21 protein-coding genes are annotated in these 20,940 nt (G+C 68.6%); 13 read left to right on the top strand and 8 right to left on the bottom strand.

The annotated features are described in order from the left end of the window. The first annotated feature begins 422 nt into the window (after nucleotides 1-422). A complete protein-coding gene (locus tag C8D87_RS35335) occupies nucleotides 423-920 on the top strand; it encodes a hypothetical protein (protein WP_109640901.1) in 498 nt (165 codons plus the stop codon). Here the strand turns inward: C8D87_RS35335 and C8D87_RS35330 are convergent. Both C8D87_RS35330 and C8D87_RS35325 read right to left on the bottom strand, forming a co-directional pair. Next, nucleotides 889-1,452, bottom strand: a complete 564-nt coding sequence (locus tag C8D87_RS35330) for a GNAT family N-acetyltransferase (RefSeq protein WP_112230134.1) — start codon at nucleotides 1,450-1,452, stop codon at nucleotides 889-891. The two genes, C8D87_RS35335 and C8D87_RS35330, sit on opposite strands and share 32 nt — an antisense overlap. A 10-nt stretch (nucleotides 1,453-1,462) precedes the next feature. Further along, the gene (locus C8D87_RS35325; protein WP_233440143.1) at nucleotides 1,463-2,173 is read right to left on the bottom strand and encodes a DNA alkylation repair protein; all 711 of its coding nucleotides are present in this window, start codon (nucleotides 2,171-2,173) and stop codon (nucleotides 1,463-1,465) included. An 83-nt stretch (nucleotides 2,174-2,256) separates the two neighbouring features. On the opposite strand from C8D87_RS35325, the gene C8D87_RS35320 reads away from it, so the two are divergent. Then, nucleotides 2,257-3,258, top strand: coding sequence for a hypothetical protein (locus C8D87_RS35320; RefSeq protein WP_112230132.1), 1,002 nt, complete (start codon nucleotides 2,257-2,259; stop codon nucleotides 3,256-3,258). On the opposite strand, the gene C8D87_RS35315 is transcribed toward C8D87_RS35320, so the two are convergent. Continuing rightward, entirely contained in the window at nucleotides 3,224-4,267 is a 1,044-nt protein-coding gene (locus C8D87_RS35315; RefSeq protein WP_112230130.1) for a 2OG-Fe(II) oxygenase family protein, read from the bottom strand. The genes C8D87_RS35320 and C8D87_RS35315 overlap by 35 nt on opposite strands. A gap of 83 nt (nucleotides 4,268-4,350) precedes the next feature. Between C8D87_RS35315 and sthA the strand changes: the two genes are divergently transcribed. Then, nucleotides 4,351-5,766 carry a Si-specific NAD(P)(+) transhydrogenase gene (gene sthA, locus C8D87_RS35310; RefSeq protein WP_109640896.1) on the top strand — a complete coding sequence of 472 codons (1,416 nt, stop codon included), beginning with the start codon at nucleotides 4,351-4,353 and terminating at the stop codon, nucleotides 5,764-5,766. Here sthA and C8D87_RS35305 read toward each other — a convergent pair. The 3 genes from C8D87_RS35305 to C8D87_RS35295 are packed head-to-tail and all read right to left on the bottom strand — an operon-like array spanning nucleotide 5,753 to nucleotide 9,370. Beyond that, complete coding sequence (locus C8D87_RS35305) at nucleotides 5,753-6,394, bottom strand: response regulator (RefSeq protein ID WP_112230128.1); 642 nt, start codon at nucleotides 6,392-6,394, stop codon at nucleotides 5,753-5,755. The two genes, sthA and C8D87_RS35305, sit on opposite strands and share 14 nt — an antisense overlap. 10 nt (nucleotides 6,395-6,404) lie before the next feature. After that, nucleotides 6,405-7,883: a sensor histidine kinase gene (locus tag C8D87_RS35300; protein ID WP_112230126.1), complete on the bottom strand. Its 1,479-nt coding sequence runs from the start codon at nucleotides 7,881-7,883 to the stop codon at nucleotides 6,405-6,407. Beyond that, the gene (locus C8D87_RS35295) at nucleotides 7,880-9,370 is read right to left on the bottom strand and encodes a sensor histidine kinase (RefSeq protein WP_170166704.1); all 1,491 of its coding nucleotides are present in this window, start codon (nucleotides 9,368-9,370) and stop codon (nucleotides 7,880-7,882) included. The genes C8D87_RS35300 and C8D87_RS35295 overlap by 4 nt, the downstream gene beginning before the upstream one ends. Before the next feature lie 115 nt (nucleotides 9,371-9,485). On the opposite strand from C8D87_RS35295, the gene argC reads away from it, so the two are divergent. The 9 genes from argC to C8D87_RS35250 are packed head-to-tail and all read left to right on the top strand — an operon-like array spanning nucleotide 9,486 to nucleotide 17,354. Next, nucleotides 9,486-10,499 carry an N-acetyl-gamma-glutamyl-phosphate reductase gene (gene argC, locus C8D87_RS35290; RefSeq protein ID WP_109641059.1) on the top strand — a complete coding sequence of 338 codons (1,014 nt, stop codon included), beginning with the start codon at nucleotides 9,486-9,488 and terminating at the stop codon, nucleotides 10,497-10,499. Then, complete coding sequence (argJ, locus tag C8D87_RS35285; RefSeq protein ID WP_112230122.1) at nucleotides 10,496-11,668, top strand: bifunctional glutamate N-acetyltransferase/amino-acid acetyltransferase ArgJ; 1,173 nt, start codon at nucleotides 10,496-10,498, stop codon at nucleotides 11,666-11,668. Before argC ends, argJ begins: the two co-directional genes overlap by 4 nt. Beyond that, nucleotides 11,665-12,534 carry an acetylglutamate kinase gene (gene argB, locus C8D87_RS35280; RefSeq protein WP_109640891.1) on the top strand — a complete coding sequence of 290 codons (870 nt, stop codon included), beginning with the start codon at nucleotides 11,665-11,667 and terminating at the stop codon, nucleotides 12,532-12,534. The genes argJ and argB overlap by 4 nt, the downstream gene beginning before the upstream one ends. Nucleotides 12,535-12,554: 20 nt before the next feature. Continuing rightward, a complete protein-coding gene (locus tag C8D87_RS35275) occupies nucleotides 12,555-13,688 on the top strand; it encodes an acetylornithine transaminase (protein ID WP_112230531.1) in 1,134 nt (377 codons plus the stop codon). Further along, the gene (argF, locus tag C8D87_RS35270; protein ID WP_112230120.1) at nucleotides 13,685-14,617 is read left to right on the top strand and encodes an ornithine carbamoyltransferase; all 933 of its coding nucleotides are present in this window, start codon (nucleotides 13,685-13,687) and stop codon (nucleotides 14,615-14,617) included. Before C8D87_RS35275 ends, argF begins: the two co-directional genes overlap by 4 nt. Beyond that, complete coding sequence (locus tag C8D87_RS35265) at nucleotides 14,614-15,099, top strand: arginine repressor (protein ID WP_109640889.1); 486 nt, start codon at nucleotides 14,614-14,616, stop codon at nucleotides 15,097-15,099. Before argF ends, C8D87_RS35265 begins: the two co-directional genes overlap by 4 nt. Beyond that, on the top strand, nucleotides 15,092-15,358 hold the full coding sequence (locus C8D87_RS49300; RefSeq protein WP_215732582.1) for an argininosuccinate synthase: 267 nt from the start codon (nucleotides 15,092-15,094) through the stop codon (nucleotides 15,356-15,358). The genes C8D87_RS35265 and C8D87_RS49300 overlap by 8 nt, the downstream gene beginning before the upstream one ends. Before the next feature lie 12 nt (nucleotides 15,359-15,370). After that, a complete protein-coding gene (argH, locus tag C8D87_RS35255) occupies nucleotides 15,371-16,762 on the top strand; it encodes an argininosuccinate lyase (RefSeq protein WP_112230118.1) in 1,392 nt (463 codons plus the stop codon). Beyond that, complete coding sequence (locus C8D87_RS35250; protein WP_233442452.1) at nucleotides 16,752-17,354, top strand: DNA-3-methyladenine glycosylase; 603 nt, start codon at nucleotides 16,752-16,754, stop codon at nucleotides 17,352-17,354. The genes argH and C8D87_RS35250 overlap by 11 nt, the downstream gene beginning before the upstream one ends. On the opposite strand, the gene C8D87_RS35245 is transcribed toward C8D87_RS35250, so the two are convergent. Both C8D87_RS35245 and C8D87_RS35240 read right to left on the bottom strand, forming a co-directional pair. Continuing rightward, nucleotides 17,346-18,386: a toll/interleukin-1 receptor domain-containing protein gene (locus C8D87_RS35245; protein WP_112230116.1), complete on the bottom strand. Its 1,041-nt coding sequence runs from the start codon at nucleotides 18,384-18,386 to the stop codon at nucleotides 17,346-17,348. The genes C8D87_RS35250 and C8D87_RS35245 overlap by 9 nt on opposite strands. A 172-nt stretch (nucleotides 18,387-18,558) precedes the next feature. Next, a complete protein-coding gene (locus tag C8D87_RS35240) occupies nucleotides 18,559-18,996 on the bottom strand; it encodes a hypothetical protein (protein WP_112230112.1) in 438 nt (145 codons plus the stop codon). A gap of 66 nt (nucleotides 18,997-19,062) precedes the next feature. On the opposite strand from C8D87_RS35240, the gene tyrS reads away from it, so the two are divergent. Further along, nucleotides 19,063-20,337 carry a tyrosine--tRNA ligase gene (gene tyrS / locus C8D87_RS35235; protein WP_109640885.1) on the top strand — a complete coding sequence of 425 codons (1,275 nt, stop codon included), beginning with the start codon at nucleotides 19,063-19,065 and terminating at the stop codon, nucleotides 20,335-20,337. Nucleotides 20,338-20,940: the final 603 nt, after the last annotated feature.

Here is a 20,940-nt window from a genome sequence, read left to right as displayed (position 1 = left end):
TCTTCTGTCCCCGGCAAGCCGACGTGACGTGGCAGCCGGTGCCGGGCGCCGATACGTACACAGTATTGTGGCAACAGGGAACCGGCGTGAAGCGAAGGTCGGCAGCTGGACCACGACGTACAGCCAGATGGATTGTCCGTAAAGTTCGCTCGATCGGTCGAGTCCCGGAAATCGGGATTTGGGATCAAATCAGCAGGTGGTAGCCCTGCGTAGCTGTCAAGGTGCCAAAGGTCCCGCATTACAAGGGGAAATCGGCGCCCGTCAGACGCTTGCGCAGTACGTGAAGCTTCTCCAAGATTGGCGACGCGGCCCGCTGGGCCGAGGGGCGAAGCGATGAACCACCGGGCGAGTCTGGTCGCCGGTCCGGTGGGGAGCTAGAGGCGAACCCACCGCCTGGAGCAACAACTCTGGAGAGTTGCGCCATGCGTAGTCTGGGTCCGCGCCTTGAGATCGCCGTGTCGTTGACGATTCTCATGCTCGGCGCGGCCGTCGTGGCGGCCATGCACCTGACGTGGCCCGAGCAGCAGTTGCCGGCCATGGCGTACTCCGTGAGCAGTGGCGAGTCCGGAATGCAGCAGCTGAAGCCGTTCGAAATCAACGACATCTCCGGCGCGGCCGTGGAACTCACCCCGGGAGCCGAGGGCGAGCGCAAGGTGCGGCTGTCCAACCCGAACCCCGTCGACATCATCGTCGAGAGCCTGTCCGCGGTGCCCGGTCAGCCGCTCGACGCCACCCAGCAGCGCGTGGCCGGGTGCCCGGCCGGCGTGCTGACCGTGGTGCCGCTGAAGGACATCGTGGAGATCCCGGCCGGGGGAGCGGTCGAGGTCGTCATGAAGGTCCAGGTCGCGAAGGACGTGCCGGCCGCGTGCGCCGAGCTGGTCTTCCCGCTCACCTACTCGGGTCGCGCGAAACACGGCTAGTCAGCCGCTCGCGCGCAGCCGGCCATTCCGAGGCCACCATCGAATAGACGACCGTGTCCCGCTGAGTTCCGTCCGGCCGCGTCATGTGGGCGCGCAGCACCCCGTCCCGCACGGCGCCGAGCTTCTCGATCGCCCGCTGCGACCGCACGTTCTGGGCGTCCGTGTACCAGGCGACCCGCAGCGTGCCGCGCACGTCGAACGCCTCGGACAGCAACAGCAGCTTGGCCTCCGGGTTGATCGCCGTGCCCTGCCACTCGCTGCCGACGATCGTGAAACCGATGACCAGCCTGCGATGCGCCGGCACCACCTCGTAGAACGACGTAGTGCCGACGACGCGTCCCGAAGCGACCTCGATCTGCGCGAAGGCCTCCCGTTGCTCCAGCGCCTCCGCGATCCACGACCGCATGTCGCCGACGTCGCGCGGCTGGCCGGACAGCAACCAGGTCCAGATGGCCGGGTCACGCGTGACCTCGAACAACTCCTCGGCGTGGTCCAGCGACAGCGGTTCCAGCCTTACGTGCTTGCCCTCCATGAGATCAACTCTAAAGGTGCTTCAGGGCCTCGCGCCGTGACAACGGCGACAGCCCCGGCCGCGCCTCGACGAACGCCCGCACCCAGCCGGGCTCGGTCTTGGCGAACTCCCGCAGCGCCCACCCGATCCCCTTGCGCAGGAAGAAGTCGGGGTCTTCCACGTTGGCGTCGACGCACGCGGTCAGCAGCTCCACGTCGGTCGCGCCCTTGAACCCGAGCTGGCAGATGATCGACGTCCGCCGCCGCCACCGGTCCGCGTCCACCGACCACTTCAGCATCAGCGGCCGCACGACATCGGGCGAAGACCGCAGCAACGGCCCGATCCGCTTCGACGCGATCTCGTCGACGTAGTCCCACCACGCCCCGGTCACGATCATCTCGTCGAACCACGGCAGCAGCTCGACCGACTGGAAGCGGCGGTCCCCGCTCAACGCGAGGGCCACGTACCGCTCCTCCCTGTACGTCGCCTCCCGCCACAACGTCCGCACGGCGTCGAGCCACTCGTCTCGCGAGTCGATCCGGGGAAGTGATTTGAGCAACGCGACCCGTCCCGGTTTCTGCACGCCCAGAAACGGCATCTCGGACTTCATGTACGCCTGCATCTCCGGGGCTTTCACCGGATCTGCCAGCTCTCGCAGTCCTGTCCGGACCGCCTCGACGAACGAATCCACGCCTGAACGGTATAGGCAGAAGGAGTAGGGCGTTGAGATCGTTGGCCGCATCGCCGTCCGAAAGTGGTCTCGAATCACTTGCCGCGTGCGACTGTGAACGGAAACGCCGCTGCTGGCCACTACCATTTGCATTCATGCGTGTGCTCATGGTTGTGGCGGCGCTCGTGCTCACCAGCATGGGTGCCACCAAGGCGGACACGGTGGACTACCTGGATCTGCCGCTGTCCAACGGGAACGGTGAACAGCGGGGTGGCGTCCACCCCGACCTGCCGTACGACAGGGCCACGCTCGAGGCCGCGCTGAACCGCCATCGCGCCAAGGGCATCCCGCCAGCCAGGTTCAAGGCGTTGCTGTGGCACTACTGGATCGTCCGCGCCGCCGAGGACGCCGGGGTCGACCTGTCCGCCTGGGACCCGCAGCGTCCCGCGGAGGCCAACCGCGCGGTCATCTTCGCCGTCTACGACTTCTACGCGCGGCTCTACCTGCAGCACCCGGACACGTTGCGGTGGATGGGGTTCGCGAACATCGGCGCGCCCGCGTTCGCCGCCGGCATGCTCGACCTCGGCACGCTGCCGGAGCTGCGGTTCTTCTCGTCGATGCTGATGTCCATGCAGAAGCACATCTTCATGGACCTCGGCGCGATGCACGCCGCCTACCTGCACGGTGGCATCAAGGCAGTGGAGGAGATGCGCGACGCGGGGATCATCGACGCCGGGACGACCGCCGCGTGGGCGGATCCGGCGCAGGCCGTCATGGAGTTCTCGTCGCGCGAGCAGAACCTGGTGATCCCCGAACAGTTCGACCGGATGCGCGCACGGTTGCTGCCTCCCGGCGAGATCGTCACGTACGCGATCACCGTAGCCGGTCCGATGCCGGTGCCTGGAGGGAAGACGCCCGCGCAGTACCGGCCGCTGTTCGGCGGCCCGCTGCCCGCGTTCAACTACGCGGATCGGGAAGCGCGGTGGGACTTCCTCAGCAACGACACGGTTCCGGCCTACGAGCGGTTGTCGAAGGACACCGTGCGCAGGCTGGTGCAGCGGCCGTTCGCGGACCGTGTCGCGGAGTACCGCGCCACGGCCCGCCTGCTCGACCTGCTGCCGTTCAGGAGTGGCGAAGCCCGGACCGGAGTTCGCTGAGCACGGTCAGCCGGTCCTCGTCGAGGATCCGCCGCGTGGTGACGCGGTCGGGATAGCAGCGCATGAACATGTTGGTGAAGTGCGTTCCGTAGTGGATCACGTCGTCGCCGTGAGGGTCGTCCAACGGGCGCACGACGGCTTCGAAGTTCGGTTCGTGGAAGTACGCCATGGTGAACCGCTCGCGCGCGTTCAGCAGGACCTTGTGCGGTGTGGACAGCAGCCGGCCGCCGGTCAGGAACTGCAGGATGTCACCGGGGAAGACGGTGAAGACGTGCTGGACCGGTTCGACGAAGGTCCAGCCCTCCGCGTCCTGGAAGCACCCGGCCGCCGACTCGTCGGGCAGCCAGTTGCGGGGCCGTTCCTCGCCCTCGATCGGCGGCCGGACGTGGAGGCCGCCGACGTCGTCCTGCGCGGCCAGGACGAGCATTCCGTAGTCGGTGTGGGCGCCGATGCCGCGGTCGACCGCCTGCGATCTCGGTGGGAATCTCAGCACTCGCATGTGGTGCCAGCCGTCGGCGGTGAGCCGGGTGAAGGTGTCGATGTCGAGCCCGAAGCCCAGTGCGGTGAGCTTCAGGAGGCGTTCGCCGGAGTCGCCGAGCATCGCCATGAACTCCCGCATGGCGTCGCGGTAGCTGTCGTCCGGCCACGGCACCGGCCCGTGACACGGCCATTTGCCGACGACACGTGAGTCGTCGGGCGGAACGTCCTTGCAGACGGTGAAGATCTCCGAGTAGTCCGCGATGCCGTCGGTGACCTCCTCGCCGGACGCGATGTAACCGGCGTAGGTCAGGTCGCTGACCAACCGTGACTTCTCCTCGAGTGACAACCCGTGGAAGAACCGCCTGCTGGCCGCCATGGCGGCCTCGGTCTTCCGGTCCTGCACCGCGTCCGTCGCGATCTGCAGAATCCCGTCGGCCTGCCAGGCTGCGATCAACTGGCGGCCGAGTTCGACGTCGTCGTCCGAACCGGTGACGGTCTCGGGCAGACGGAAGGTGCGTAGTTCGGTCATGGCCCCACGAACGGCGCTTGTAGCCGCAGGGTTCATATTTCTTTCGGGGGTGGAATCGGATCCGTCTTAGTAGGCTGCTGACCATGACGCCGTACGACTACGACCTGATCGTCATCGGCTCTGGCCCTGGTGGCCAGAAGGCGGCGATCGCGGGTGCGAAACTGGGCAAGCGAGTGGCCGTCATCGACAAGCAGGAGATGGTCGGCGGCGTCTGTGCGAACACGGGCACCATCCCGTCCAAGACGCTGCGGGAAGCCGTCATGTACCTGACGGGCATGAGCCAGCGCGAGCTGTACGGCGCGAGCTACCGGGTCAAGCACGACATCACGATCACCGATCTGATGGCCCGCACGAAGCACGTGATCGGCCGCGAGGTCCAGGTCGTGCGCGCGCAGCTGCACCGCAACGGCATCGATCTGCTGAACGGCTTCGGGCGCTTCGTCGACCCGCACACCGTTGCGGTGGAAGGAAGCCATCGCGGCGACCACACCAGGATCACCGGCGAGTACATCGTCATCGCGACCGGCACGACGCCCGCCCGTCCGTCCATCGTGGACTTCGACGAGGAGCGGATCCTCGACTCCGACGAGGTCTTCGCCCTCACCGAGATCCCGACGTCGCTGGTCGTGGTCGGCGCGGGCGTGATCGGCATCGAGTACGCGTCGATGTTCGCCGCGCTCGGCACCCGTGTCACGGTCGTCGAGCAGCGCGAGCGGATGCTGGAGTTCTGCGACCCGGAGATCGTGGAGTCGCTGAAGTTCCACCTGCGCGACCTCGCGGTCACGTTCCGGTTCGACGAGAAGGTCGTGAACGTCGAGGTGTCCGACGGCGGCACCATCACGACCCTGGCGTCCGGCAAGCGCATCCCGGCCGCCGCGGTCATGTACTCCGCCGGCCGTCAGGGCTGCACGGACAAGCTGGACCTCGCCGCCGCCGGTCTGGAAGCCGACCGCCGCGGCCGGCTGGCCGTCGACGAGCACTACCGCACGCCGGTCGAGCACATCTACGCCGTCGGTGACGTGATCGGCTTCCCGGCGCTGGCCGCGACGTCGATGGACCAGGGCCGCCTGGCCGCGTACCACGCGTTCGGCGAGGCGGCGCACGAGCTGACCGCGTTGCAGCCCATCGGCATCTACACGATTCCGGAGATCTCCTACTGCGGCGCTACGGAAGCGGAGCTGACGTCGTCCGCGGTTCCGTACGAGGTCGGCATCTCCCGCTACCGCGAGCTCGCGCGCGGCCAGATCGTCGGCGACGCGTACGGCATGCTGAAGCTGCTGGTGTCCACTGTGGACCGGAAGATCCTCGGCGTGCACGTGTTCGGCACGGGCGCCACGGACCTGGTGCACATCGGTCAGGCCGTGATGGGCTGCGGCGGCACGGTCGACTACCTCGTCGACACGGTCTTCAACTACCCGACGCTGTCCGAGGCGTACAAGGTCGCCGCCCTGGACGCCACCAACAAGATCCGCGCCCTGGACCGCTTCACGACCGGGTGAGCCCGGCGTCGTGGGCCACGATGGCGGCCTGCACGCGGTTGGCGCACTCCAGCTTGGGCAGGATCCGGCTGATGTGCGCCTTCACCGTGCCGGTCGCCATGAAGAGCTGCTCGCCGATCTCGGTGTTGGACAGTCCTTCGCCGACGAGCTTGAGCACGTTGCGCTCGGTCTCGGTGAGCGTGTCGATCTTGCGGCGGGCCGCGCCGCTGTCGTCGGGCGCGGCCAGGTGCTTCTCGATCAGGCGCCTGGTGATCTGCGGTGCGAGGATCGGGTCGCCGTTCGCGGCCTTGCGGACAGCGTTGATCAGCTCCTGGGGCGGCGTGTCCTTGAGCAGGAAGCCGGTCGCGCCGACCTTCAGCGCCTGCGCCACGTAGGAGTCCTCGCCGAACGTCGTGAGCATGACGACGTTGGTGCTCGACGCGATCTTCTCGGCGGCTTTGAGCCCGTCGCCGCCGGGCATGCGGATGTCGAGCAACGCGACGTCGACGGAGTGCTTGAGGGCGAGCTCGACGGCTTGTCTGCCGTCGCCGGCCTCGGCCACGACCGTGATCTCCGGATCGTTCTCGAGGATCAGCCGGATTCCGGCACGCATGAGCGTCTCGTCGTCGGCGATGAGGACTCGGATCACGCGGGTCAGACTACGGGCGTTCCTGCTCCTTCGAGGCCAGTCTGCCGTTCCGGAAGCAGAGTTTGTAGTACAGCTCCGCGTTGTGCGACGTCCGGAACCGCGAGCACCCGTCCACCCCGAGCTGGCCGACGCCGAACTGGTCCATGACCTCCTGCTCGGTGGTGACGCCCACCCGCAGCGAGTCGAAGTACGGCGCGTTCATCAGCGTCGGGTTGAGCAACGCGAAGAGCAGCAGCACGATGAGCGCCCCGGCGATCGGCAGCAGCGCGAGAAGCCCGAGGCACCCGCCGCCCAGCACCCGCGGCACAGTCAGCACCTCGGCCGCGAGCGGCGGCGGCACCTCCGCGACCTCGGCCGCGGACTGCGCCTGGGCCGCCGGGTGCAGCGGCACGTCCGCCGCCACCCGGAACCCGCCCTCGGCCGGCGGGCCCGCGCTGAACGAGCCGCCGAGCAGGCCGACTCGTTCCTCCAGTCCGATCAGACCGCGCCGGGTGCCCTTGCCGGGTGCCGTCGCGGACGGCCCGTTCAGCACCTGGATGCGCGCCCGTCCACCCTGGACCGCGACCTGCACCCGCGTGCGGGCCTCAGGGGCGTGCTTGTGGACGTTCGTCAGCGCTTCGCGGACCACCCGGTGCACCGCGCGGCGGGTGCGCGGATCGGCGCCGTGCAGGTCGTCGCCCGTCCAGTCGAGTGTCACCGTGATCCCGGCGGCAACCAAGCCGGCGACCAGGCTCTCGATGTCGGTCCGCGTGCCGGTGTCCTCGTCGAGCGACTCGGGTTCGGGGTTGGTCCGCAGCACGCCGAGGATCTCGCGCAGCTCCGCCATCGCGAGCGACGAGGTGGTGCGGATCAGCTCCGCCTGCTCGTGCAACTGCGGGGCCTTCCTGGCGGTCGCCAGCTCCAGCGCCCCGGCGTGGATCGAGATCAGGCTGAGCCGGTGCCCGAGCATGTCGTGCATCTCGCCCGCTATGTGCGCGCGTTCCTCTGACCTGGCAGACGCGGCGGTCAGCGCGCGAGCCCGCTCCAGGTAGTCGTTGCGTTCCTGCAGCAGCCGGACCATCGGCTTGCGGCGGCCGAGGAGCATCCCCGACACGGCGGGGAAGAGCACGAAGAACACCGCGCTGATCGCCGCTCCGGCCACCGCCTCCCAGAGCGGCATGCTCCGGTAGCTCTCCTGCAGCAGGCTGAACGCGCTCTGCAGCACCGTCGCCAGCCCGAGCAGCGCCCACAGCCGCCCGAGCCGCGGGACGCGCCGGGCCGCGGTGAAGACCACGAACACGGTGGCGGCCTGCGCCCAGAGGTTGTTGACCGCGAACAGTGGTGCGGTGAGCAGCAGCGCCCACTCCGGTTTGCGCGGGGCGAGCCACACGAGAACCGCGATCCACGCGGCCGTGGCGATCGTCAGCAACGGGTGCGGGACGGGTGCCAGCGGAGCGATCAGCGGCACCAGGCCGACCAGGAACGCCAGTGACGGCCAGACGAACCTCACCGGGCCAGCTCCCTCTTCGTGATCAGAACGGCTTTGCGGTCGAAGCAGAGCTCGAAGTCGCGGCTTGCGTCGTCGCGCACGTGGTAGCGGTAGCACCCCGTGTTGTCCGACGGCACGCCGAAGCCGTGCGTCTCGGTGACGTCGTCCTCCTGCGTGACCGACACCTGGAACGCGTCGAACTCCTGCCTGGTCATCTCGGTACGGCTGAAGAGCGCGACGATCAGCAGGACGAGCACCGTGCCGAGCGCCGGGACGACGGCGAGCGTGCCGAGACAGCCGCTGCCGATCACCCGCGGCACGGTCAGCACCTCGGCGGTGATCGGCGGCGGCGCCTCCGCGACGGCACCCGCCGCACCCGATTCCTCCTGCACCACCGGATGCGCCGGGAGGTCGGCCGTCACCCGGAACCCGCCGTGGACGGGACCGGCGCCGAACGACCCGCCGATCAGCGCGACCCGTTCCTCCAGCCCGATGAGACCGCGACGTGTGCCACCACCCCTGGGCTCGCCACTCGGACCATTGACGACCTCGACCCGCACGCGTTCGCCGACCTGCACCGAGACGCGGGTCCGTGCCGACGGCGCGTGCTTGTGGACGTTCGTGAGTGCTTCGCGCACGACCCGATGCACGGCCCTGCGAACGCGTGCGTCGGCGTCGGCCAGATCAGGACCTGACCAGTCCAAGGCGACGGACACGCCCGCTGCGGCTGACGCTGCGACGAGCCGTTCGACGTCCGCGCGCGTGCCGGCGTCCTCATCGGCGTCGGTGGACGTTCCGAGCACGCCGAGGATCTCGCGCAGCTCGTCCATCGCGACCGCGGACGTCTTGCGGATCAACTCGACCTGTTCCCGCAGCTCAGGGGCGTGCTCGGCGGCGGACTGCTCGAGCGCGTCCGCGTGCGCGGTCAGTTGCCGGAGCCGGTGGCTGAGCATGTCGTGCATCTCGCTCGCGATGTGCGCGCGCGTGTCCGACCTCGCGGTGCTCGCGGTCAACACACGCGTGTGTTCCAAGTAGTCGTTGCGTTCCATCAGCACCTGCGTCAACGGCTTGCGCCGCCCGACGAGCGCACCGGCCACAGCTGGGAAGACCAGCAGGAACACGACGGTGAACGCGGTGCCGAGCAGGTACTCGAACAGGCTGTCCCCTGCGCGCCACGCGTGCAGGGCACCGAACGCGGCCTGCAGCACCGCGGTGGCACCCACCAGCGCCCACAACTGCGGCTGCGAGCGGACGGACCTGGCGGACCGGAAGATCACGAGCGAGGTCGGGGCGATCGCGAGCAGGTTGTTCACCGCGTGCAGGGGAGTGGTGAGCAAAATCGCCCACCGCGGCCACCGCGCGCTGATCGGCACGAGCGCCGCGGCCCACACCGCGGAGGCCACCACCAGCCACCACTGGACCGGCCTGCCGAGCGGTGCCAGCAGCGCCACCAGCGCCAACAGGAAGGCGACTGCCGTCCACAGCCCGTCGCGCACCCTCACGTTCACGCTGATCATCATGGTCGACCCGCACCGGGGGCCACAGCGCCAGGTGGCCTCGATCGGGTGGACAGGTGGCCATACTCGGTTGAGTGAGTTTGCATGACGGTGCATAATCATGCGCATGACAGTGAGGATCGCGGTCGCGGGCGCCAGCGGGTACGCGGGTGGCGAGCTGCTCCGCCTGCTACTGGCTCATCCGGACATCGAGATCGGCGCGCTGACCGCCAACAGCAGCGCCGGTGACAAGCTGCTCAGGCACCAGCCGCACCTCCTGCCGCTCGCGGACCGACAGCTGCAAGACACCACAGCCGAGACCCTCAAGGGTCACGACGTGGTGTTCCTCGCACTGCCCCACGGTCACTCAGCCGAACTGGCCGAGCAACTCGGCGACGACACCGTGGTGATCGACTGCGGTGCCGACCACCGGCTGACCAGCGCCGACGACTGGCAGCGGTGGTACGGCGGCGAACACGCGGGCACCTGGCCGTACGGGCTGCCCGAGCTTCCCGGCCAGCGGGACAGGCTCGTCGGTGCGCGCCGCGTCGCGGTTCCCGGCTGCTACCCGACGGTGTCGTCACTGGCCCTGGCCCCGGCCGTGGACCTGATCGAGGACGAGGTCGTCGTCGTCGCGGTGTCCGGCACGTCGGGCGCCGGCAAGTCGCTGAAGCCGAACCTGCTCGGCTCCGAGGTCATGGGCTCGGCCAGCGCGTACGGCGTCGGTGGCGCCCACCGGCACACGCCGGAGATCAGCCAGAACCTGAGCGCCGCCGCGGGCAGGCCGATCAAGGTCAGCTTCACGCCGGTGCTGGCGCCGATGTCGCGCGGCATCCTCGCGACCTGCAGTGCGCAGCTCAAGGACGTCACCGGTGTACGCGAGGCCTACGAGAAGGCGTACGCGAACGAGCCGTTCGTCCACGTTCTGCCCGAAGGCTTCTGGCCGACGACGAACGCCGTTCTCGGCTCGAACGCCGTCCAGATGCAAGTCACCGTCGACGAGGACCTGAACCGGCTCGTGGTGGTGGCCGCCGTCGACAACCTGGCCAAGGGCACCGCGGGTGCCGCTGTCCAGTGCATGAACCTCGCTCTCGGACTGCCGGAAACGACCGGCCTCTCGACCGTTGGAGTCGCTCCGTGAACCGCAACAAGGGCGTCACCGGACCCCAGGGCTTCCGTGCCGCCGGGATCGCCGCCGGGATCAAGCAGACCGGCGCGCTCGACCTCGCGCTCGTCGTCAACGACGGGCCCTCCGACGCCGCTGCCGGAGTCTTCACCACGAACAAGGTGAAGGCCGCGCCGGTGCTCTGGTCGCAGCAGGTGATCCAGTCGCGACGCCTCACCGCGGTCGTTCTGAACTCCGGCGGCGCCAACGCGTGCACCGGTCCCGAGGGCTTCCAGGACACGCACGCCACCGCCGAGAAGGTCGCCGAGGTGCTCGGCACCGGCGCGGTCGACGTCGCGGTGTGCTCCACCGGTCTGATCGGTGAGCGGCTGCCGATGGAGAACGTGCTGAGCGGTGTCGAAACGGCCGCCAAGGAACTGGCCTCCTCGGTCGAGGCAGGTCTGAACGCCGCCACCGCCGTGATGACCACGGACAAGCACCCCAAGCAGTCGTGGAAGGCCTCCGTGCAGGGCTGGTCCGTCGGCGGGTTCGTGAAGGGCGCGGGCATGCTCGCGCCGAACATGGCCACGATGCTGTCGGTCATCACCACCGACGCCAAGATCTCCGGTGACCAGCTCGACCAGGCGCTGCGCACCGCGACGGGCCGCACGTTCGACCGCCTCGACGTCGACGGCGGCACGTCCACCAACGACACCGTGCTGGTTTTGGCTTCCGGCGCTTCGGGTGTCGAGCCGTCGTTCGAGGACTTCGTGGCTCTGCTCACCGAGGTCTCCGCCGACCTGGTCAAGCAGCTCCAGGGCGACGCCGAGGGTGTGACGAAGGAAATCAGCATCACCGTCAAGCAGGCCGCCACCGAGGCCGAGGCCGTCCACATTGGACGGACGATCGCCGAGGACAACCTCGTCAAGACCGCGTTGTTCGGCAGCGACCCGAACTGGGGCCGCATCGCGATGGCGCTGGGCCGCGCGGACGCCCAGATCGACCCGGACGTGCTGCAGATCCTGATCAACGGGGTGTCGCTGTACCGCAACGGGACGCGCGACCGCGACCGCTCCGAGGCGGACCTGAGCGGCCGCGAGATCGAGATCGTCATCGACCTCAACGTCGGTGGCGCCGAGGCCACCGTGCTGACCACGGACCTGTCCCACGACTACGTCGAAGAGAACAGCGCTTACTCCTCATGAACGCACAAGAGAAGGCGGCGGTCCTCGTCGAGGCACTGCCGTGGTTGCAGCGGTTCCGCGGCGCCCTGGTGGTCGTCAAGTACGGCGGCAACGCCATGGTCGACGACGAGCTGAAGAAGGCGTTCGCCGAAGACATGGTGTTCCTGCGGCTTTGCGGCCTGCGCCCGGTCGTCGTGCACGGCGGTGGCCCGCAGATCAAGTCGATGCTGGATCGGCTCGGCATCCACAGCGAGTTCCGCGGCGGTCTGCGCGTCACGACCCCGGAAGCCATGGACGTCGTGCGGATGGTCCTGGTCGGTCAGGTCGGGCGTGAGCTCGTCGGCCTGATCAACCAGCACGGTCCTTACGCGGTCGGCATTTCCGGTGAGGACGCGCACCTGTTCACGGCCACGCGGCGCGGTGCGCTGGTGGACGGCGAAGAGGTCGACATCGGTCTCGTCGGCGACATCACCGAGGTCAACCCGGACGCGGTGCTCGACATCGTGCGTGCGGGCCGCATCCCGGTCGTGTCGTCGGTCGCGCCGGACGTCGACGGCGTGCCGCACAACGTGAACGCGGACACGGCGGCGGGTGCTCTCGCGGTCGCTCTGGGCGCGGAGAAGCTCGTCGTGCTGACCGACGTCGAGGGTCTCTACGCGAACTGGCCGGACAAGTCGTCGTTGCTGAACCAGGTTCGCGCGTCCGAGCTCGAGAAGATGTTGCCGGACCTGGAAAGCGGCATGGTGCCGAAGATGGAGGCCTGCCTGCGCGCGGTGCGCGGCGGGGTTCCGCAGGCGCACGTGATCGACGGGCGGCTGGCCCACTCGGTGTTGCTGGAAGTCTTCACCTCCTCGGGTGTGGGCACGATGGTGTTGGGGGACAAGTGACCACGCGGTGGCAAGAGTCCATGATGGACAACTACGGCACGCCTCAGCTCGCGCTGGAACGCGGCGAGGGCGCCCACGTCTGGGACACCGACGGCAACCGCTACCTCGATCTGCTGAGCGGCATCGCGGTGAACGTGCTCGGGCACGCGCACCCGAAGATCGTCGAGGCGGTGACCACGCAGATCAGCAAGCTCGGTCATTCCTCGAACCTCTACGTCAACGAGCCCGCGCTGCAGCTCGCCGAGCGCCTGCTGCACCTCGCGGGCGAGCCGGGCAAGGTGTTCTTCTGCAACTCCGGCGCCGAGGCCAACGAGGCGGCGCTGAAGATGTCGCGCCGCACCGGCCGCACCAAGGTCGTGGCGACGCTCGGCGGCTTCCACGGCCGCACGATGGGCGCGTTGTCGCTGACCGGCCAGCCCGCGAAGCGCACGCCGTTCGAGCCGCTGGTGCCCGGCGTCTCGCACGTCCCGTTCGGTGACGTGGCGGCGCTGGAAGCGGCGATCGACGACAACACGGCGGCGTTCATCGTCGAGCCGATCCAGGGCGAGCAGGGCGTTGTCATACCGCCGGAGGGCTACCTGCAGGAGGCGCGCCGGATCACGTCCGAGCACGGCGCGTTGCTGATCCTGGACGAGGTGCAGACCGGCATCGGCCGTGTCGGCACGTGGTTCGCGTTCCAGCAGGCCGGGATCGTGCCGGACGTGATCACGCTGGCCAAGGGCATCGGCGGTGGCCTGCCGCTCGGCGCGACCATCGGGTTCGGCGCGGCGGCCGACCTCTTCCAGCCGGGGCAGCACGGCACCACGTTCGGCGGCAACCCCGTGTGCTGCGCGGCCGCCCTCGCGGTGCTCGACACGATCGCCGCGGAAGGCCTGCTGGAGCACGCCTCGTCCGTGGGCAAGGAGATCGCGGCCGGCGTGGAGGCACTGCACCACCCGGCGATCTCCGGAGTGCGGGGAGCCGGCCTGCTGCTCGGCATCATGCTGCGCGAGGCGGTCTCGGCGAAGGCCGCGGCGGCCGCGCAGAAGGCCGGCTACCTGATCAACCCGATCCAGCCCGACGTCATCCGCCTGGCGCCGCCGCTGATCCTGGACGAATCCGACGCGCAGTCCTTCGTGGCCGCGCTGCCGACCTTCTTTGAGGAGCAGCAGTGACTTTGCGGCACTTCCTGCGCGACGACGACCTGACGACGGACGAGCAGTCCGCCGTCCTCGACCTCGCGGACACCTACAAGGCGGACCGGTTCACCGCGAAGCCGCTGGCGGGCCCCAAGTCCGTCGCGGTGATCTTCGAGAAGAACTCGACCCGCACCCGGTTGTCGTTCGAGGTCGGCATCGCCCAGCTCGGCGGCAACCCGGTGATCATCGACGGCCGCTCGATGCAGCTCGGCCGCGAGGAGACGATCGAGGACACGTCGCGAATCCTGTCCGGGTACGTCGACGCCGTGGTGTGGCGGACGTTCGCCCAGGCGCGCATCGAGGCGATGGCCAGCGTCTCGCGGATTCCCGTGGTGAACGCGCTGACCGACGAGTTCCACCCGTGCCAGGTGCTCGCGGACCTGCAGACGATTCGGCGCCGTTACGGCCGGCTCGCCGGTCTGACGCTGACGTACCTGGGCGACGGCGCCAACAACATGTCGCACTCGCTGCTGCTGGGTGGTGCCACGGCGGGCATGCACGTGCGCATCGGCGCACCGGCTTCGTTCGTGCCGAACCCGCAGTTCCTGGAGGACGCCAAGAAGCGTGCCGCCGAGACCGGCGGTTCGGTGTCGTTGATCAGCGACCCTCGCGAGTCGGTCGACGGCGCGGACGTGCTGGTCACCGACACGTGGACGTCGATGGGCCAGGAGAACGACGGCAAGGACCGCGTCGGCCCGTTCCGCCCGTACCAGGTGAACACGTCGTTGCTGGAGGCGACAGGAAAGCCCGACTCGACGGTGCTGCACTGCCTGCCGGCGCACCGCGGCTGGGAGATCACCGACGAGGTGCTCGACGGCCCGCAGTCGCTGGTGTGGCAGGAAGCCGAAAACCGCCTGCACGCGCAAAAGGCGTTGCTCGTGTGGTTGCTGGAGCAGTCGTCATGACCCGCACCGCGCGTCAGGGCCGCATCGTCGAGATGGTGTCGCAGCGTGCCGTCCGCAGCCAGTCGGAGCTCGCGAAACTCCTTGCGGCGGAAGGCATCGAGGTCACGCAGGCGACGTTGTCGCGCGACCTGGACGAGCTGGGCGCCGTGAAGCTCCGCGGCCCTGACGGCGGTGCGCCGGTCTACGTGATCCCGGAGGACGGCAGCCCGGTGCGCGGCGTGCAGGGCGGCACCACGCGGCTCGTGCGCGTGCTGGGCGAGCTGCTGGTCTCGACCGACTTCTCCGGCAACCTCGCCGTGCTGCGCACTCCGCCGGGAGCCGCGCAGTTCCTCGCGTCGGCGCTGGACCGCGCCGCGTTGCACGAGGTCGTCGGCACCATCGCGGGCGATGACACGATCCTGGTCGTGGCCCGCGAGCCGATGACGGGTGCCGAGCTCGCCGACCGGATCACCGCGCTGGCCTCGGGTTCCGTCGATGAATGAACCGGTGCACGCCGTGCTGACGTTCGACGCCGGTGTACCCGTGGCGGTGGACGGGGAGACCATGACCGTGTCCGAGGCGGTCCGCGAGCTGAACTTCCGCGCGGGCGTGATCCGCTCGAGCCTCGGATCCGTCGCGTTGCGGGTGGCCAGGGCCGCTTTGGGCCCCGGTTCCGGCGAGGTCGACATCTCGCTGCACGAGGGCCGCGTGGTGGGCCTCGTGTGCCGTTCGGAAGAATCTCTTTACGACTTCGCTAGCTGAGAGTTGCGTGCAATGAGTTCTTTGTGGGGTGGCCGGTTCGAGTCGGGACCGGCCGAGGCGATGGCTCGCCTGTCGCTGTCGACGCACTTCGACTGGCGGCTGGCGCCGTACGACATCGCCGGCTCGCGCGCGCACGCCCGTGTGCTGCACGCGGCGGGCCTGCTGACGGACGAAGAGCTGGCCGGCATGCAGAAGGCTCTGGACGAGTTGCTCGCCGACGTCGAGTCCGGCGCCTTCACCCCGGTACTGGAGGACGAGGACGTCCACACGGCGCTGGAGCGCGGCCTGATCGACCGCGCGGGCACCGAACTGGGCGGCAAGCTGCGCGCCGGCCGTTCCCGCAACGACCAGGTCGCCACCCTGTTCCGCATGTGGCTCCGTGACGGCGCCCGCCGCGTCGCCGCCGGCGTGCTGGACGTCGTGGACGCGCTCGCAGCGCAGTCCGAGACGAACTTCGGCGCCGTGATGCCGGGCCGCACGCACCTGCAGTCCGCGCAGCCCGTCCTGCTGTCGCACCACCTGCTGGCCCACGCACACGCCCTGCTCCGCGACGTCGACCGCCTGCACGACTGGGACAAGCGCGCGGCGTTCTCCCCGTACGGCTCGGGCGCCCTGGCCGGTTCTTCTCTGGGGCTGGACCCCGCCAAGGTGGCCGCCGACCTCGGCTTCTACGCCCCGGTCGAGAACTCCATCGACGGCACCGCCTCCCGCGACTTCGCCGCCGAGATCGCGTTCGTGCTGGCCATGATCAGCGTGAACCTCTCGCGCATCGCGGAAGAGGTCATCATCTGGACCACCGCCGAGTTCCGCTTCGCGGTCCTGGACGACGCCTGGTCCACCGGCAGCTCGATCATGCCGCAGAAGAAGAACCCGGACGTCGCCGAACTCGCGCGCGGCAAGTCGGGCCGCCTGATCGGCAACCTGGCAGGCCTCCTCGCGACGTTGAAGGCCCAGCCGCTGGCCTACAACCGCGACCTGCAGGAGGACAAGGAACCGCTGTTCGACTCGGTCGAGCAGCTGGAGCTGCTGCTCCCGGCGTTCGCGGGCATGGTCGCGACTCTGCGCTTCGACGTCGAGCGCATGGCCTCGCTGGCTCCTGCGGGTTTCACCCTCGCGACCGACATCGCGGAATGGCTTGTGCGCCAAGGCGTTCCGTTCCGCGTGGCACACGAGGCCGCCGGTGCCTGCGTGCGCGCCGCGGAGTCCCGTGGCGTGGGCCTGGAAGAGCTGACCGACGACGAGTTCCTCGCCATCTCGCCCGCACTGACCCCCGAGGTCCGCTCGGTGCTGACGGTCGAGGGTTCGATCGCCTCTCGCAACGCGCACGGCGGCACGGCTCCTTCGCGGGTCCGCGAGCAGCTGGACGCACTGGTGGCCAAGGCTGCGGCGGCGCGTGAGTTCTAGGCTGCTGACCAGGGAGGAGCTGGCCGTCGACCCGGTCGACGCGGCCCAGCTCCTCCTCGGCTCTTTCCTGGAAGCGGGCGACGTGCGCGTGCGCATCGTCGAGGTGGAGGCCTACCGCGGCGGCGACGACCCGGCCTCCCACTGCTACCGCGGCAAAACCCCGCGCAACGAGGTGATGTTCGGCCCGGCCGGCCACCTCTACGTCTACTTCGTCTACGGCATGCACTTCTGCGCCAACGTCGTGTCCCTGGTCGACGGCGTGCCCGGTGCCGTGCTGCTGCGTGCCGGCGAGGTGGTGTCCGGTGAGGACGTCGCGTTCTCGCGTCGCCCGGCCTCGCGCTCGGCCGCGGAGCTCGCCAAGGGACCCGCGCGGCTGTGCAAGGTTCTCGGGCTGGACCGTTCGTCCAACGGCCTGGACCTGACCTCTGCCGACTCGCCGGTGCGGTTGTACGCGGGGGAGCCGGCGGCTTCGGTCCGTTCGGGGCCCCGTGTCGGTGTGGCCGTGGCGATGGACGTGCCGTGGCGGTTCTGGATCGACTCTCCGGCCGTGTCGACCTACAAGCGGGGCGGCAAGCGCCGCAACTCAGCCTGACAGCCGGTCAAGTGCCTGCCGGAACTCGTCCTCCAGCTCCGGATCCACGCTGAACACCAGCGGCACGGTGATGTTGATCGGCTCCCCGGCCGTCAACCGCTCGACCAGTGTGTCCGCCACCTGACGCAGATCCTGCGCCACCCCGTGCATCGCCAGCAGTTGCTGATCCGCGAACCGCGCCTGCACCCGAGCCGCGATCCGCGCCTGCTCGTGCGCGTAACTCGTCCCGTGGATCCCCCGAGCCCACTCCAGGATCTCGTCGAACGTCCGCACGAACAGCTCACCGAGGTGCACGATCCGCTCAGGGTCCCCGGCCTCGCCAGGCGCCCCGAACGCGGCCTCCTGCGTCTCGCCCGTGAACACGGTGTCCACCGCGACCTTGATGATCTCGCTCAGCAGCACGTTGCGGTCGCGGATCAGGTCGATCCCGGTGCCGTGCTCGACGGCACCGTTGCGCGGCGCGTACCGGAGGAAGTGCTCACGGTACTTCGACTCCAGCTCCGCAAGTCCTTGCGACACAACGGTCACGTAGAGCAGGTACTCCCACCCGCGCGGCTTCTCCCGCACGAGCGCCGCCACGGACTGCGGAGTGATCGGCGTAGTAGGAGTGAACGACGCACGGTGTTGCGCCAGCTTCTCCACGACGGCCTGTGCGATGACCTCCTCGTCGTGCTTGCGCAGGTCGAGGTACGCGATGGTGGGCAAAAGCCCTGGCACGGGCGTGTCGTCGATACGGATCGGCAGCACGTACTCGGTGTGTTCCTCCAACGCGCGCGCCATGGCGGCACGGCTCTGAAGACGCGTCCACTTCGACACGTAGTGCTGGGAGCTGAACAGCAGCACGAACCTCGCCCGATGACTGAACGTCTCGGAGAAGTACTCGACGCGGTCGCGCCCCCACATCTCGACCTCGCGGTCCTTGTCGTAGAAGACCTCGACGCCCAGCTCCTTCAGGCGATCGACGATCGGCAGCACCCGAACGCGGTCCTCCTCGGCGAACGACGGGGCGACGTCGAACTCGTACTCGGGCACCGGTCCAAGGTACGGCCCTCGACCGGATCGGCCGAGAACGACGTGAAGGTCCGGCGCCTGGACTCGTTGTGATCCAGCCCGACGAGCGGAGGACGCCTGCGGCTCGGCAGCGTGAACGCCCAGGCCCTCGACTGGGCCGAGAGCCTGGGCGCGGCGCTACCGCGGCGGGTGGTCAGCGGACAGGCGTAGTCCTGCGGTACCAGGCCCGCCGGTGGTCGACCGGCAGCGCCAGGCGCGTGATCAGGTTCGTCAGCAACGCACCGATGAGCAGCCACAGAACTGCGGCCAGGCCCTCGTTGAGGAGTACCGCGACCTTCGGGCTGGCCGGCGAGAAGAGGCCGTCCAGGCCGAGGGTGATCCCGCTCGCCCAGCCGGAGACGAACTGGAAGAACCCGTTCGCTGCGTTCGCGTCCGCCACCACCAGGAAGATGTGCACCAACAGCACGATGGCGAACGTCCAACACACGATGTCGATGACAGCGCAGACGGCGTACACCGTCCGTGCCTTGCGGTAGGTGTCGTCGCGTTCGACGACCTCCTCCACGACTGGTTCGTTCACGCGCGGCATGCGCTCGGTGGGCCGCCGCAATTCGTCACGTGGCTCCGTCATGCCCGCCGGTTACCCGTCCGAGCACCGGGTGGAAACCCGTTCGACCTGGTAGGCGACAATGGCGGCGTGAGCGAGCACATCCTTGACGAACTGTCCTGGCGCGGCCTGATCGCGACGTCCACCGACCTCGACGCACTCCGGAAGGACCTGGACGCCGGCCCGCTCACCCTCTATTGCGGTTTCGACCCGACGGCGCCGTCGCTGCACGCCGGCAACCTGGTCCCGCTGCTCATGCTCAAGCGCTTCCAGATGGCGGGCCACCGGCCGATCGTGCTGGCGGGCGGCGCGACGGGCATGATCGGTGACCCTCGCGACACCGGTGAGCGCACGCTCAACTCGCTGGACACCGTCGCCGAGTGGGCCGACCGGATCCGCGGCCAGCTGGAGCGGTTCGTGCACTTCGACGACTCGCCCACGGGTGCGATCGTCGAGAACAACCTCAACTGGACCGGCCAGGTCAGCGCGCTGGAGTTCCTGCGCGACGTGGGCAAGCACTTCTCGGTCAACGTGATGCTGTCGCGGGAGACCGTGAAGCGGCGGCTCGAGACCGACGGCATGTCGTACACCGAGTTCAGCTACGTGCTGCTGCAGTCGAACGACTACGTCGAGCTCAACCGCAGGTACGGGACGGCGCTGCAGATCGGTGGCTCCGACCAGTGGGGCAACATCGTGAGCGGTGTCGACCTGGTGCGCCGGGTCGAGGGCAAGCAGGTGCACGCCCTGACGGCGCCGCTGGTCACGGACGCCGAAGGACGCAAGTTCGGCAAGTCCACCGGGGGCGGGCGCGTGTGGCTCGACCCGGAGATGACCTCGCCGTACGCCTGGTACCAGTACTTCGTGAACGTCGACGACGTCACGGTGCTGAACTACCTGCGCCTGTTCACGTTCCTCACGCGTGAGGAGCTGGACGAGCTGGAGAAGCAGACGGCGGAGGCTCCGCACCTGCGTTCCGCGCAGAAGCGTCTCGCGCAGGAGTTCACGGACCTGGTGCACGGAGAGCGCGCGACGCAGCAGGTCATCCTGGCGTCGTCCGCCCTGTTCGGCCGGGGCGAGCTGCGCGATCTCGACGCGTCGGTGCTCGAAGCGGCACTGGCCGAGGCTCCTCGGGGCGACGTGCGGCTGGCCGACGAGCCCACCATCGTCGACCTGCTGGTGGCGTCCGGGCTGGCGGACAGCCGGGGTTCCGCGCGGCGCACGGTCAAGGAGGGCGGTGCCTACGTGAACAACGCGAAGGTGACCGACGAGGAGTGGAAGCCGGCCTCGTCCGACCTCCTCCACGGCAAGTGGCTGGTGCTCCGTCGCGGCAAGCGCAACAACGCGGGCGTGCACGTGGAGCTCTGACCTGCGGGTCAGGCTCACGAAGGCCGTCGGTCCCACCTGGGGCCGACGGCCTTCGATCTTTCTCGATGTGACGGCGGCCACACTGTGCACGGCATCGGGGCTGCGATAGCTTGTTCGTGGGTCCTGTATGGGGCTGTTGACCTGCGGTTTCTTAACCGTGGGTGACCAGGTTGCCCCCGATTTGACCCCGAGTTGGCGTGCGTGTAACTTTCTCTCTGCCAGCGCGGAACGGGCCGGGAACACCGGAACGGAGTGCGGCAAGGGTCACGAACCAAGCTTCCACGGACTGTGGTAGAGTGGGTGACTGGAAACGATGAAGACCCAGCCGGTAGCTCGTCTGAGCTCAGAGGCCAAGGGCGTCGGAAGTTTCAAACCAAAAGCTTATGTACGACACAGCCTCGGATCGAGTCGCCACCCGGCGGGTCGTGATGATGAGCGCGTGTTCTTTGAGAACTCAACAGCGTGCCGATAACACAGTCAGTAATATGAATACTCCTCGTCAGGAGTATTCCTTTGAGTAGTTTTACCAGATTGCCAGACATATTCCGTCTGGAGCGATCAACACAATCCTTATTGGAGAGTTTGATCCTGGCTCAGGACGAA

It is taken from the genome of Lentzea atacamensis (assembly GCF_003269295.1).
GTDB classification, from domain to species: Bacteria; Actinomycetota; Actinomycetes; order Mycobacteriales; family Pseudonocardiaceae; genus Lentzea; species Lentzea atacamensis.
The sequence above is the reverse complement of the archived record's forward strand: the minus strand, read 5'-3'. Positions and strand labels throughout refer to the sequence as shown.